This is a genomic window from Propionibacterium sp. oral taxon 192 str. F0372 (assembly GCF_000413315.1).
Classification (GTDB): Bacteria; Actinomycetota; Actinomycetes; order Propionibacteriales; family Propionibacteriaceae; genus Brooklawnia.
In genome coordinates this window covers 125,460-139,711 of sequence record NZ_KE340298.1, presented here as the reverse complement: position 1 = coordinate 139,711, position 14,252 = coordinate 125,460, and the positions used below count along the sequence as shown (strand labels likewise).

The window sequence follows — 14,252 nt, the reverse complement described above, 5'->3', positions numbered from 1 at the left end:
GTTCCGGCAGAGACACCCGGGTTCAGGGAAGCTCGAATAGCTTTTCCGAGGACCACACCACCGGAGCCAACCCTTTGGCAGTGAGTGCGGGTACGAGTTGCTCGGCGTCCCCGCAGATCACCGTGGTCAATTGGCCCGAGTCGATTATCTTGGTGAATGACTCGGTGGCCGCATCAGCATCCACAGCGGCCACCCGCTGCTGGTGCGAGTTGAGCCACAGCGTCGGTAAGCCCGCCGAGGCCATGTCTGCAGATTGACCGGCGATAGCGCCTGCGGTCGCGAAGTGCAGTGGGGCGATCCCCAAAAGATAGTTACGGGCGTCGATGATCTCCGTACTGGTGAGTGGAGCCGCTGTGAGATCGGCGATCCGTAGTGCCTCGGTGACGACGTCAGCGGTGACCTCAGTGCGGCAGGAGGTCTGTATGACGAAGGAGCCGCGGTTCCGGTAGGGGTGAAAGGAGGCATGGGCGCCGTAGGTGTAGCCCTTCTCCTCGCGCAGTACGGTGTTGAGCCGGGAGGAGAAGGAGCCGCCCATGGCACAGGCCGCGACTTCTAGGGCGGCCCAGTCCGGGTCGTGACGGTCGGGCCCGGGAGCCCCGATGCGGATGTCTGCTTGGACGGCTTCTGGCCGGTCAATGACGATCGCGTGGGGTCGGGGCGTGGCAGGCTGGGTCAACTGGTGCAACGCCCGCCGTCCGCCCGGTTCCCATCCAGCAAAGGATGCGGCCACAAGGTCGTCGATGTTGGGTGGCAGGCTTCCTGCGACGATGATCGTCGCCCCATCTGGTCGCCACCATCGCTGGTGGTAACGAATGACCTCCTCGCGGGTGATTGCCCTGACGGTTTCCGGCAGCCCGCCTAGGGGGCGACCGATGCGTGTGGCCGAGGCGAGCAGCGCACGCTGTAATCCCAGCTGAACCAGTGAGCCGGGGTGAATCCGGGCTTGGTCGATTTCGGCTGTCCGCAATGCCAGGTGACGTTCGATGTCGCAGGCTTCGTGGGCGGGGTTCCAGATGATCTCGGCGAGCAGATCCAGCGCTGGTGCCAGCTTGGCCGAGGGCACCTCCATCTGAACGATGGTGGACGACATCCGGGCGCTGGCTCCGTAGACTGCGCCCAAGGATTCGACCGCTTCGGCCAGCTGATGCCCGGGATACTGGAGGGTTCCTTCATCAGAGGTACGGGCAACGATCATGCCCAGCCCCTCCATTCGTGACGGTTCGCAACTGGCAGGCAAGTCGAGAACCACCGCTACCGACACTACGTGCTGGCCGGGTAGATCATGGATCCATACATGAGCACCGTTGTCGAGCGGAAATTCGTGGGCATCAGGGAAAAACCAGCCATGCGGGGTACCGATTCCGGGTCGGGGTGTGTTTCCCATTGTCACTCCTGGATCTCGTAGCGCAGTGTAGCGGCGGCTGCGGGGTCGAACCAGCGGCGGGCGACAGCGCTGATGTCGTCGGCGGTCACCGCCTGGATCTCAGCAAATTCGGAGTTGATCCGTGTGGGGTCGTCGAAATGGGTGGTGTAGAAGCCAAGTTGGTCGGCTCGTTCCTCGACGGGGGCCAGCCCGGCCAGCCATTCCCGCTCGTAACCAGCCTTGGCGCGTTCCAGTTCCCGGTCATCAAGGTTGCCGTCGGCGATCGCGGCGAGGGTCTCGAACACCGGTGGGATGAGTTGGTCGAGGTTGACGTCCTCCCGGGGGCGGGATGTGATCATCGCGAGTGATGCCTGTTTGGCCAGGCCCAGATCGTAGGTGCCGAGGCCTTCGGCGAGTTCTTGGTCACGGACCATCGTGCGGTGCAGCCGGGAGGCTTGCCCTTCGCCGAGTACCGACAACAACAGATCGACGGCCAGCCGGTCGGGGTGCGTGAGTGCTGGGGTGCGCCAGCACAGGTGAAGCATCGGGCGTGGTACCTCACGGTGTACCACCAGCTCTGGATGGCCGGTGTGCGGGGTCAGAGGTGGGGCTTGGGCCGACTCGGGCACCGGCGTATTGGGTAGGGAACCGAAGTAGCGCTCGGCGAGTTCCATGGCTTGGCTGATAGTGATCGGCCCCGACAGAGTGAGTACTGCCCCCGAGGGCTGGTACCAGCGGCGGTAGAAGTTTTGCACGTCGTTCAGGGTGGCGGCATCCAGATCGGTCATTGACCCGATCGCCGGGTGACCGTAGGGGTGATCAGCGCCGAAGTTGAGGTCGAGCAGCAGTTCGAATTGGTCACCATAGGGGATGTTGTCGTAGCGCTGGCGTTTTTCCTCTTTGACTACGTCGCGCTGGGTCTCCAAATTCGCGGCATCGACGGTTAAAGTGGACATCCTATCGGCCTCCAGCCATAGGGCCAGTTCCAGAGCGTGCGGGCCGACGGTTTCGAAGTAGTTGGTCCGGTCAAAGGATGTGGTGGCGTTGGCTGATCCTCCGACTGCCTGGATAGCTGCCAAGTGCTCTCCGGAGGCAACGTTGGCGGAGCCGGCGAACATCAGGTGTTCGAATAGGTGAGCGAACCCCGTCGCGCCGAGTGGTTCTTCAGAGGAACCTACGCGATACCATAAGTTGACCGCGACTCCCGGCGCGATCGGGTCGGGATTGACTACCACGCGCAATCCGTTGGGCAGACGTTGGTCGAAGACCTCGTAGTGGACGTCCTGGTCATCGAAGGGCATGAGGGGAATGGTACTCAGATGAACCTTGCGGTGCTCGTGGTGCCTCGGGGCGCGCCGAGTGCCATCGGCCGGGGTACCGAATGGATGGACTCGGACCGATCTCGTCCTTGGGTGTGTGATGATTCTCGAGGTCAAAACAAGCCAGACGCTGATGCCATCTGCCCCAGGAGAGTCAATGAGTCAAACTGCTGATCACGAGACTTCGGAGTCTTCCCTTGCCAGGGTCATGAGCCCCGGTGTGCTCCTGTTGTTCATTATGGGAGACATCTTGGGCACCGGCATCTATGCGCTCACCGGCACCATTGCCCGCCAGGTAGGCGGGGTGGTCTGGTTGCCCTTCCTCATTGCTTTCGTCGTGGCCTTCATGACGGCTTTCTCCTATCTGGAGTTGGTGACGAAATATCCGAGGGCCGCGGGCGCCGCACTGTACACGCACAAGGGGTTCGGCATTCACCTGCTCACCTTCATGGTGACCTTCATCGTGATGGCATCGGGCATCACCTCGGCTTCCACGGCCTCGCGGGCCTTCGCGGCGAACCTGATGAAGGGTTTCCACATCGAGTCGAATGAGCTGCTCACTACGTTGGTGGCAATCGGTTTCATCATTTTGGTGATGATCGTGAATCTGTGGGGTGTGGGCCACAGTGTGAAGACCAACGTGGTGCTCACCCTCATCGAGCTCTCTGGTCTGCTCATCGTTATCTTGGTTGGGGCGATCGCCATGACCAAGGGACTGGCGGATTTCTCCCGGGTGACGGTTTTTGAGACTGGGGGAGACAAGTCGGTTTTCTTGGCGGTGACTGCGGCAACTTCGGTGGCCTTCTTTGCGATGGTCGGTTTCGAGGATTCGGTGAACATGGCCGAAGAAACCCGCGATCCAACTCGGGTGTTCCCGAAGATGATGCTGACTGGCATGGGGATTGCGGGGTTGATCTACATGCTGGTGTCGCTCACTGCCGTGGCCCTGGTGCCCCCGGGCGAACTTGCCGCTCAAGGAGCAGTTCCGCTACTCCAAGTGATCAAGGTGGGCGCACCTGATCTGCCTTTCGATGTGGTGTTCCCGTTCATCTCGATGTTCGCGGTGGCCAACACGGCCCTGCTGAACATGATGATGGCATCCCGGTTGCTCTATGGAATGGCCCGCGAGAAGGTTCTTCCGGCCTGGTTCGGCAAGGTACATCCGGTGCGTCGCACCCCGTGGACCGCGATCATCCTCACCACGATCCTTGCTGGGATACTCATCTCTTTCGTCGGTCAGGTTTCTTCGCTGGGTGGTACCACCGCGCTGCTATTACTCATCGTGTTCACTGTCGTCAACATCTCGGTGCTCGTGCTGCGCAAGGACAAGGTAAATCACGAACACTTCAAGGCACCCGGCTTCCTTCCGTGCATTTCGGCTGTACTGACCGGTTACCTGGTGGGGCCGTGGACCGGTCGCGATGTGGAGCAGTTTGTCGTCGCGTTGGTGCTCATTGGCATCGGTTTCGTGCTGTGGATCGTCGAGAAGGCCTTCGGCGCTCGCCGCGGTCTTGAGATGCACTTCGATGACGTGGAACATATGGAGGACGGGCTGGAGCCACCGATCCACTGAGCCGGAGAGTTCGGACGGACCTTCTGAAGACTCGTTCAGTGGGTCTCTTTCCGCCTTCCGCACTGGATCAAGGAATGGAACGTCGTGGGCGTTGGGATAGACAAGCAAGGCCGTGGTGAACTCCTGGTGGATGGCGCCCGGGTTGGGGATCACGGCAACCTGTGCAGCGGTGCTGGAGGATCCTCACGATAGTCTTGGTGCCATGGCCGATCCCGCCTCATACCGCCCCGCACCCGGATCGGTTCCCACCAATCCGGGGGTCTACCGGTACTCCGACCAGTTCGGCCACGTCATTTACGTCGGTAAGGCGAAGAACCTGCGCAACCGACTGAACTCCTATTTCGCTGATCCTTCCTCCCTGCACTTTCGCACCCAGACGATGCTGCGCACCGCGGTGAAGGTCGAGTGGACGGTGGTGCGCACTGAGGCTGAGGCGCTGCAGCTCGAGTACACATGGATCAAGCAATTCGATCCGCGGTTCAACATCAAATACCGGGATGACAAGTCCTATCCGTGGCTGTGCATCACGTATGGCGACGAGTTCCCGCGGGTCTTCGTCGGGCGAGGGCGCAAGCACAGGCACAACAAGTATTTCGGACCCTTCGGTCAGGCGTGGGCAGTACGTGAATCGGTCGATTCCCTGCTGAGAATCTTCCCCATGCGATCCTGCTCTGACGGGGTTTTCCGCAACGCCACATCTTCCGGACGGCCCTGTCTGCTGGGTCACATCGGCAAATGCAGTGCTCCGTGCGTGGGATGGGTCAGCGCCACGGAACACCGTGAGATCGTGGACGACTTCGTCAGCTTCTGGGCGGGACGCACCAAGGGCTTGGAACGCAAACTCACCGACCAGATGCTGGCCGCGGCTGCTGGTCAGCACTATGAGAAGGCTGCGGTATTGCGGGACTCCTTGGAAGCCTTGAAGCTAGCCACCGAGAAGAATGCCGTCGTGCTGTCCGGTGGGGTGGACGCCGATGTGCTGGCTGCGGCTCTTGATCCGCTAGAGGTGGCCTTCCAGATATTCCACGTCCGGGGCGGGCGTGTCGTCGGCGAGCGGGGATGGGTCGCTGATCGGGCCGACGAGTCAGGGGTCGGCGAACTCATCGAGGATTTCCTGTTCTCCCTCTACTCCGACGAACTGGGTTTTACCACGGACGCGGGAAGTACCGTTCCCCCCGAAATCCTCGTCGAGGTGGCGCCTGCTTCGGGGGATACTTTGGCCCAACTGCTGGCCGAGCAGCGTGGTGGACGAGTGAACATTCACGTTCCCCAACGAGGCGATAAACATACTTTGCTCGCCACGGCCGCGGCTAACGCGGCTCAGTCCTTGGCTCTGCACAAGACGAAACGGGCCGCTGATCTCGGCACCCGTTCCCGCGCTCTCGAAGAACTACAGGAAGCCCTCGAACTGCCGAGCGCCCCGCTGCGCATTGAGGGATATGACATCTCGCACCTGCAAGGAACCCAGGTGGTGGGAGCAATGGTCGTCTTCGAGGATGGGATGGCCCGCAAATCCGAGTATCGGAAATTTGTCATCAAATCCTTTGAAGGATCAAACGATACTGCAGCCATGGACGAGGTGCTGCGTCGCCGTCTTCGGCGACTGGTTGATGACCGGGAATCGATGAATGCCGAACAAGAGGAGGATGGGCCCCCGCTCATCGACCCCACCACGGGAGCACCCCGGAAGTTCGCCTATGCGCCGGCGCTTATCGTCGTTGACGGCGGGCTGCCCCAGGTCAACGCGGCCCAACAGGTGCTGGTGGAGATGGGTTTGGATTCTGAAATCACCCTCGTCGGGCTGGCCAAACGTCTGGAAGAGCTGTGGATACCCGATCAGGATTACCCGGTGATCCTGCCTCGCGCATCCGAGGGGCTCTACCTGCTGCAGCGGGTGCGTGATGAGTCGCATCGCTTCGCCATCACCCACCATCGCTCGCGGCGGTCGAAGGCTATGCTCGAATCGGTGCTCGACGATGTGCCCGGGCTAGGTGAGGTGCGGCGTAAGACCTTGGTCAAGGCCTTTGGCTCGTTGCGCAAATTGCGGGCCGCAACAGTCGAGGAGATCGCGGCACTTCCCGGATTTGGGACGACGACTGCCACCGCTGTGGTGCGGGCACTATCCAGCGACAGTGGCCAGGTGGCGGTCAATGTGGCCACCGGCGAGATCACCGAACTGTAACGCGCGCCTCCGATGGGCAGCGCGGTGACGTGTGATGATGGATGCGTGCCTGCAACACACACTGACCTTCCGTCGCAAACCCGCCCTGAGCGTGTGGTGATCATTTCCGGCATGTCTGGTGCCGGGCGCCGGACCGCAATGCATGCCATGGAGGATTTGGGGTGGTTTGTCGTCGACAATCTACCCCCGTCGATGCTGCTGGATTTGGTAGAGACCACCAGGAGAAACGGTCAGTACCTGCTGGCAGTCGGCCTTGATGTGCGCACCCGGGAAATGTTCGATCAGTGGCCCCGGGTCCAGGCGCAACTGGAATCCCACGGCATTGCCTGGGAAATCTGTTTCCTCGAAGCCTCCGACGAGGCCATCGTCCGTCGCCAGGAATCAACCAGACGCCCCTTGCCGCTGCAGGGGGACGGGTCCATCGTCGAGGCGATCGACAAGGAACGGCGTATGATGAGCGTGTTGCGTGCCTACGCTGACCTGGTGATCGACACCTCGAATCTCAATGTGCACCAACTCAAGGCACGCATTGATCATGTCTACGGGGTCGGTGATTTCACTTCCACCCGCTTCCAGCTGATGAGTTTTGGTTTCAAGAACGGGGTGCCGCTGGATGCTGACATGGTCTTCGACGTCCGCTTCCTGCCCAACCCGTACTGGGTTCCGGCACTTCGTCCTCAGACAGGACTCTCGGAGGCGGTTAGCTCTTATGTGCTATCCCAGCCGGGGGCGGCAGAATTCCTTAGTGGGCTTGAATCCCTGCTTGAGGTCGTTGCAGTCGGCTACGCTCGGGAAGGCAAGCGCAATGCAACCATCGCGATCGGGTGCACTGGTGGCAAACACCGTTCCACGGCGATGACCGAAGCCATGACCCGCATCCTGAGGGAAAACGGTTTTCAAGTGTCCATATTGCACCGGGATCTCGGCAAGGAGTGAGTGAGATGCTGCCCGCGGTGACTGCCTTGGGTGGGGGACACGGATTGTTCACCTCCCTCCAGGCACTGCGCAGGGTCACCGACCGGCTGACCGCAGTCGTCACCGTGGCTGATGACGGGGGATCATCCGGGCGGCTGCGCAGGGAACTCGGCGGGATCCCTCCCGGTGATTTGCGGATGGCCTTGGCGGCACTTTGCGGCGACGACACCACGGGACGCACCTGGGCCTCTATTCTGCAGTCCCGCTTCGACTCCAACGGCCCGCTTGACGGCCATGCCATAGGGAATCTGCTCATCGAAGGGGTCTGGCAATCCCACGGGACGGTCCCGGGTCTGGACATGGTCGGCCAGTTGCTCCATGCCAGGGGGCGGGTGCTGCCGATGTCGCTGGTGCCGCTGACCATCGAGGCCGATGTCGTGGGCGTCGATCCGGTAACCCCGGACGAGTCGATCATCATCGCGGGTCAGCATGCTGTGGCCGTGTCGCAGGGCCTGGTCACCGGCATCAGGCTCGTTCCCTCCCACCCGATCGCCTGCGCCGAGGCCATTGAATCGGTGATGACCTCGGACTACATCGTGTTGGGGCCGGGGTCCTGGTTCACCTCGGTGCTGCCGCACCTGCTGGTTCCTGAACTGGCCGAGGCGATCATCACATCTCCCGGGCGCCGGGTACTCACCATGAATGTCGATGCCTCCCATGAGACCGCCGGTGTGTCGCCGTCGCGTCATCTGGAAATTCTCGCCGACCATGCACCCGGCTTGCGGCTGGATGTGATCATCGCCGATGCATCCTTCGCTGCAGGCGACCCGATCCTGGCGCGCTATGCCCAGATGCTGGGCGCCGAACTGCTGGTGACCGCTGTGCGCCACAGGGATGGTAGTGCCCGCCACGATCCCCTGCGACTCGCAGCCGTCTACGACGACCTCATTGTCGGAGCTGCGTGAATCGATCCGGCGACCATCAGGTGGAATGATGCCGGGGTGTGAATAGCTACCCTGGCTGTGACAAGGTGTCGTGACCACGATTCGCGAAGCACCCCGCGGGATGTGCGATGATTCCTGGGTGGCACTGACACAACAGGTCAAGGCGGAGCTAGCCACTGTTCGGGTTGTGAAACCGGAAACCCGGGCAGTGGAGATCGCCGCCATGCTGAAGTTTTGTGGGGGACTTCACCTCATCGGGGGGAAGATCGTCATTGAAGCCGAACTCGATACTGGGGCAGCCGCACGTCGGCTGCGTCAGACAATCACCGATCTCTACGGTTACGAGTCCGAACTTATCGTGGTTAACGGATCCGGTATCCGGCGTGCTACGACCTACCTGCTACGCATGGTGCGGCACGGTCAGGCGTTGGCCCGGCGCACCGGGCTGATTGACACTCACGGACGCCCTGCGCGAGGTCTTCCTCCTCAAGTAGTGGGGGCCGGGACCGCTGAACAGGTGGCCGTGTGGCGTGGGGCCTTCCTGGCTCGTGGCTCGCTGACCGAACCCGGGCGTTCGATGGCCTTGGAGGTTACCTGCCCATCTTCGGAAGCTGCCTTGGCTCTTGTCGGCGCGGCCCGTCGCCTTGATGTGCAGGCAAAGGCGCGTGAGGTACGGCAGGCCGATCGTGTGGTCGTGCGGGATGGCGATGCGATCTCCGCGATGCTGACCCGGATGGGTGCCCACGAATCGGTGCTGGTCTGGGAAGACCGCCGGATGCGCCGTGAAGTGCGTGCATCGGCGAACCGGCTGGCCAATTTCGACGATGCGAATCTGCGTCGCTCTGCGCGCGCTGCAGTGGCGGCCGGAGCCCGGGTGGAGAAAGCTCTGGAGATTCTCGGCGAGGAGGTTCCTGACCATTTGCGCTCGGCCGGGGTACTACGCCTGGAGAACAAGCAAGCCTCTTTGGAAGAACTTGGCCAGCTTCATGTCCCGCCGCTCACCAAGGACGCCATCGCCGGGCGTATCCGTCGCCTGCTGGCCATGGCCGATAAGGTCGCTGCGGAGCGGGGAATTAACGGCACTGAATCGGTGCTTACCCCCGACATGCTCGACTGAGTAACCGCTTTCCCGTCTGCTGCGGCAACAGTTGCCCTGGGTGAAGCACGACCGGACGATTCATGGACCCGCGTCCCGCAGCCTAGTAGAATTACTAGCGCCCGAAAGTCACGAGCTGCGTTATCGGAAGCGCAGCGGGTCCGCCAAGGAGGCACACCATATGACCGTCAAGGTTGGTATCAACGGTTTCGGCCGTATCGGCCGCAACTTCTTCCGCGCTGCCAAGGAGCAGGGCGCGGACATTGAAATCGTCGCCGCCAATGACCTCACCGACAACAAGACCCTTGCCACCCTGATGAAGTACGACTCCGTGCTGGGTCGTTTCCCGGGTGAGGTGACCTACGACGACGAGTCGATCACCGCCGACGGTCACAAGATCAAGGTTCTTGCCGAGCGCGATCCTGCAGCCTTGCCGTGGGGTGAGCTGGGTGTCGACATCGTCATCGAATCGACCGGTCGCTTCACCAATGCCGAGGCGGCCTCTGCCCACATCAAGGCCGGCGCCAAGAAGGTCATCATCTCGGCTCCCGCCAAGAACGAGGACATCACCGTCGTCATGGGCGTCAACGAGGGTGACTACGATCCGGCCAAGCACAACATCATCTCCAATGCTTCCTGCACCACCAACTGCCTGGCCCCGGTGGCCAAGGTCTTGCAAGACAATTTCGGCATTGATCGTGGTCTGATGACTACCGTTCATGCTTACACCGCAGACCAGAACCTGATGGATGGTCCGCACTCTGATCTGCGTCGCGCACGTTCCGCGGCCCTCAACATCATCCCGACCAAGACCGGTGCTGCCCAAGCCGTGGCCTTGGTCTTGCCAGAGTTGAAGGGAAAGTTTGACGGTTTCGCGTTGCGCGTCCCGGTTCCCACCGGCTCGGTCACTGACCTCTCCTTCGTTGCCACCAAGGAGGTCACCGTTGAGGCGATCAATGCAGCCGTCAAGGAGGCCGCCGAGGGTGAGCTCAAGGGTGTTCTGGCCTACACCGAGGATCCGATTGTCGTCTCCGACATCCAGGGCGATCCGCACTCCTCAATCTTCGATGCCTCTTACACCAAGGTCATCGGCAATTTGGTCAAGATCCTGTCTTGGTATGACAACGAGTGGGGCTACTCCAACCGCTTGGTCGACCTGGCTGGCATGGTCGGCTCTAAGCTCTGATCTGTCGGGCAACACATGCAGTACGAAAGGGCACGTCGGTCGAGACTGGCGTGCCCTTCACCGTACCCTGAAACCAGAAAGGCACAACAGTGCGTTCCATGAACGACCTCATTAGCTTGCGCGGCAAGCGCGTGGTCATCCGCTGCGATTTCAATGTCCCGCTCGACGGCGACACCATCACCGACGACGGCCGCATCAAGGCCGCCCTGCCCACCTTGGGAAAGCTGCGTGAGGCCGGTGCCCGCATCACCGTGCTAGCTCACCTCGGGCGTCCCAAGGGCCAGGTCAACCCCAAGTATTCTTTGGCTCCGGTGGCCAAACGGCTCGGCGAGTTGCTCGGCACCGAGGTCAAGCTCGCCACCGATGTCGTTGGTCCTTCTGCCATCGAAGTCTCTCGTTCCCTGACCGACGGACAGATCGCCTTGGTGGAGAACGTGCGGTATGAGCCTGCCGAGGAGTCGAAGGATGCCGCCGAGCGTGAGGCGCTTGCGGCCAAGTACGCCGAACTCGGTGATATCTACGTCTCCGACGGGTTCGGCGTGGTGCACCGCAAGCAGGCCTCGGTCTACGATATTGCGCAGAAGTTACCCTCTGCCGCGGGTGAGCTGGTAGCCAAGGAAGTCGAAGTGCTCTCCAAGATCACTACTGATCCGGAGCGTCCCTTCGTCGTGGTCCTTGGTGGAGCGAAGGTAGCCGACAAACTGGCCGTCATCGACAACCTACTGAAGGTGGCCGACACGCTGATCATCGGTGGGGGAATGGCCTATACCTTCCTGCAATCGAAGGGCTACGGGGTGGGCAAATCAATCCTCGATGCATCCCAAGTGGATGTGTGCGCCAAATATCTTGCCGACGCCGAGGCTGCCGGCAAGAAGATTCTGCTTCCGGTCGATGTTCGCATCGCGGCCGGCATGGATTTCGAGGCCCGCACCGTCGTCGGGGAGGTCGAGACCGTCGCGGCCGATGCCATCCCTGCTGACAAAGAGGGTCTGGATATCGGCCCTGAGACCGAGAAGCTCTATGCCGAGACTATTCGCAACGCCCGGACCGTCTTCTGGAACGGCCCGATGGGCGTAGCCGAGATCCCGGCCTTCGCGAATGGGACCGCCGCGGTCGCTAAGGCACTTACCGAGGTGCCCGGACTGACCGTCATCGGTGGTGGTGACTCTGCTGCCGTCGTGCGGGACTTGGGATACGCAGACTCCCAGTTCGGTTGGATCTCCACCGGCGGTGGCGCATCGCTGGAATACCTGGAGGGCAAGCAACTGCCGGGTCTGGCCGTCTTGGAAGAGGAGAACTGATCATGGCACGCACTCCCATCATGGCTGGTAACTGGAAAATGAATCTGGACCACATTGAGGCAGTCGGCCTGGTCCAGAAGCTAGCTTGGACCCTGACCGATGAAAAGCACGATGCATCGGCCTGCGAGGTCGTCGTCATCCCTCCCTTCACCGATCTGCGCTCGGTGCAAACCCTCATTGAGGGGGACAGGCTCAAGCTCGCTTACGGTGCTCAGGATCTTTCCCAGCACAGCAATGGGGCATTCACCGGTGACATCTCCGCAGCGATGCTCATCAAGCTGGGCGTTAGCTATGTGGTCGTTGGCCACTCCGAACGTCGCCAGTACCACGGTGAGACGGACGAGATCGTCAATGCCAAGGCTAGAAAGGCTCTGGAAGCCGGGCTAACCCCGATCATCTGCGTGGGCGAGGGGCTCGACGTGCGCAAGGCTGGCGAGCAAGTCGCTTTCACCGTAGCTCAAGTCCGTGGTGCTCTGGCCGGGATTTCTGCCGAGCAGGTGGCGTCCTTGGTCATCGCCTACGAGCCGGTCTGGGCAATCGGCACCGGTGAGGTGGCTACTCCGGCAGATGCTCAGGAAGTTTGTGGGGCCATCCGCGCTGCCGTTGCTGAACTGTACGATGAAAAGATCGCCGATGTGGTGCGCATCCAGTACGGTGGTTCAGTGAAGTCTGGCAATGTCACCGACATCATGGCTCAGCCCGATGTTGACGGTGCCTTGGTTGGGGGAGCCTCGCTGAAAGCCGAGGAATTCGCACGGATTGCCCTGTTCTACAAGAACTGACATCCTGCACAGGAACGAGCCGCTGGCTGGGTTCCTCACGGAGGTGGTGTTTCCTCGCTCGGGACACCACCTCCGCGGCGTTCCTGGGGAAGCGGTCAGTACCGTTTCGGCAACAGAACTGTTCATCTTTGGGCAGGTGAGTGCGTGGGTTATGCTTCGGGGCGTGACTTTCGTACCGCTGCTTGCCTGGCCCGCGATGACCTTGTCGGTCATCTTGGTCTTTCTCAATGTGATCCTCATCGGGTTCATCCTGTTGCACAAGGGACGCGGCGGTGGGCTGTCTGATCTCTTCGGTGGGGGCATGACCACGGGCATGAGCGGTACGTCGGTTGCTGAGCGGAATCTTGACCGGATCACCATCGTGGTCGGGGTCCTGTGGTTGGCCACCATCATCGGTTTGCTGTTCCTGTTCCGGATCCAGGCCTGATTCATCGTTTGGTCGAGAAGAGAGCATGACTATGGTTGGTGGCAATGCCATCAGGGGTAGCCGCGTCGGTGCGGGCCCCATGGGTGAGGCTGAGCGTGGCGATTCCGCGCCTCGTCTGCGCATTAGTTTTTGGTGCGCCAATGGTCACGAAACGCGTCCGGCCTTCGCAGCGGATGCTGATATTCCCGAGGAGTGGGAATGCACCAGGTGCGGGCTTCCGGCCAACACCGATCAGCACAATCCGCCGCCACCTCCCAAGAACATCCCGTACAAGACCCACTTGGCCTATGTGAAGGAACGCCGTAGCGACGACGAAGCTGTTGCCATCCTCGACGAGGCACTCAACCAGTTGCGTCATAGGCGAGCGACGGGAGAGGTCATCTACTGACGCTTCATGCGTTTGGCAGAATGTGTCGGCCCGAATCAGAATTCACAGTGGTGATAAGGAAGCTCAGCCGCTGCGGCTCTGTCCAGGAACCAGTAGGTGGCGCTCAATCCGTGTACCAAGCCTGCAGGGATTCGGTCATCATGGTTGATTCCTCGGGCTGCGGCGGCGGCCTTGGAAGGGCCTGCGGCCATCAGCCAGACCTCGTCCGAACGGTTGATTGTACTTAGGGTGACCGAGATCCGTTCGGCAGGTGGTAGCGGTGCCTCGCTCACCCCGATGACCCGCATCCCTTTCTCGGCTTGGGAACGCATGGATGGATGGCCGGGATAGATAGATGCGACGTGGCCATCGACGCCGAGCCCCAGCAAACAGATGTCGAAGTCAACCTCGCCGAGATCTTTGGCATAGGCCCAGGCTGCCTCGCTGGGATCGGTGGTTCCCTTGGTGGAGGGCATCGGATGTACTTGGGCCGAGACAAGTTGGATTGTTCTGGCCAGGATCGCCAGGGCTTGGGTTGAATTGCGATTCAAATCGGTGGTCGGAACGTAGCGTTCTGAGGTCCACCAGAGCTCCAGCTTGGAAGGATCGAGTTGGACGGCTGGTGCCAGCCCGGCTAGGGCTTCGAAGACGGCGTGAGCTGTGGTTCCCCCGGGCAAGGCGATGTGCACCCGGTCCTTGATCGCCTGCAACTCGACGATCCTGCGGGCGAGACGTCCGGCCATTCCGGTGGCCAGCTCGCCGAGGTCCCGGTATCTGTGGATCCGTTGCAGGGCCAT

General features: G+C 61.3%; 13 protein-coding genes. 10 read left to right on the top strand and 3 right to left on the bottom strand.

Annotated features, from left to right (window positions below; all coding sequences use genetic code 11):
* Positions 1-22: 22 nt before the first annotated feature.
* Positions 23-1,384, bottom strand: coding sequence for a M16 family metallopeptidase (locus HMPREF1531_RS11940; protein ID WP_016670216.1), 1,362 nt, complete (start codon positions 1,382-1,384; stop codon positions 23-25).
* Positions 1,385-1,386: 2 nt separating this feature from the next.
* Positions 1,387-2,664 (bottom strand): M16 family metallopeptidase, encoded by a 1,278-nt coding sequence (locus HMPREF1531_RS11935; RefSeq protein WP_016670215.1) that lies wholly within the window; start codon positions 2,662-2,664, stop codon positions 1,387-1,389.
* Positions 2,665-2,839: 175 nt separating this feature from the next.
* Here HMPREF1531_RS11935 and HMPREF1531_RS11930 point away from each other — a divergent pair, with 175 nt between their 5' ends.
* The 10 genes from HMPREF1531_RS11930 to HMPREF1531_RS11885 all read left to right on the top strand — a co-directional run bounded on the left by HMPREF1531_RS11930 (position 2,840) and on the right by HMPREF1531_RS11885 (position 13,476).
* Complete coding sequence (locus HMPREF1531_RS11930) at positions 2,840-4,255, top strand: APC family permease (RefSeq protein WP_016670214.1); 1,416 nt, start codon at positions 2,840-2,842, stop codon at positions 4,253-4,255.
* A gap of 202 nt (positions 4,256-4,457) precedes the next feature.
* Positions 4,458-6,437, top strand: a complete 1,980-nt coding sequence (uvrC, locus tag HMPREF1531_RS11925; protein WP_036899580.1) for an excinuclease ABC subunit UvrC — start codon at positions 4,458-4,460, stop codon at positions 6,435-6,437.
* Between the two features lie 96 nt (positions 6,438-6,533).
* A complete protein-coding gene (gene rapZ / locus HMPREF1531_RS11920; RefSeq protein ID WP_016670212.1) occupies positions 6,534-7,373 on the top strand; it encodes an RNase adapter RapZ in 840 nt (279 codons plus the stop codon).
* 5 nt (positions 7,374-7,378) lie between these two features.
* Complete coding sequence (locus HMPREF1531_RS11915) at positions 7,379-8,317, top strand: gluconeogenesis factor YvcK family protein (RefSeq protein ID WP_016670211.1); 939 nt, start codon at positions 7,379-7,381, stop codon at positions 8,315-8,317.
* 118 nt (positions 8,318-8,435) lie between these two features.
* Entirely contained in the window at positions 8,436-9,413 is a 978-nt protein-coding gene (gene whiA, locus HMPREF1531_RS11910; protein ID WP_036899573.1) for a DNA-binding protein WhiA, read from the top strand.
* A 160-nt stretch (positions 9,414-9,573) separates the two neighbouring features.
* Positions 9,574-10,578, top strand: a complete 1,005-nt coding sequence (gene gap / locus HMPREF1531_RS11905; RefSeq protein ID WP_016670209.1) for a type I glyceraldehyde-3-phosphate dehydrogenase — start codon at positions 9,574-9,576, stop codon at positions 10,576-10,578.
* Between the two features lie 89 nt (positions 10,579-10,667).
* Positions 10,668-11,879, top strand: a complete 1,212-nt coding sequence (locus HMPREF1531_RS11900; protein WP_036899457.1) for a phosphoglycerate kinase — start codon at positions 10,668-10,670, stop codon at positions 11,877-11,879.
* A gap of 2 nt (positions 11,880-11,881) precedes the next feature.
* Positions 11,882-12,661 (top strand): triose-phosphate isomerase, encoded by a 780-nt coding sequence (gene tpiA / locus HMPREF1531_RS11895; RefSeq protein WP_016670207.1) that lies wholly within the window; start codon positions 11,882-11,884, stop codon positions 12,659-12,661.
* Between the two features lie 151 nt (positions 12,662-12,812).
* On the top strand, positions 12,813-13,088 hold the full coding sequence (gene secG / locus HMPREF1531_RS11890) for a preprotein translocase subunit SecG (protein WP_016670206.1): 276 nt from the start codon (positions 12,813-12,815) through the stop codon (positions 13,086-13,088).
* A 31-nt stretch (positions 13,089-13,119) separates the two neighbouring features.
* The gene (locus HMPREF1531_RS11885) at positions 13,120-13,476 is read left to right on the top strand and encodes an RNA polymerase-binding protein RbpA (protein ID WP_036899567.1); all 357 of its coding nucleotides are present in this window, start codon (positions 13,120-13,122) and stop codon (positions 13,474-13,476) included.
* A 35-nt stretch (positions 13,477-13,511) separates the two neighbouring features.
* Here HMPREF1531_RS11885 and pgl read toward each other — a convergent pair whose 3' ends face one another.
* A complete protein-coding gene (gene pgl, locus HMPREF1531_RS11880; RefSeq protein WP_016670204.1) occupies positions 13,512-14,252 on the bottom strand; it encodes a 6-phosphogluconolactonase in 741 nt (246 codons plus the stop codon).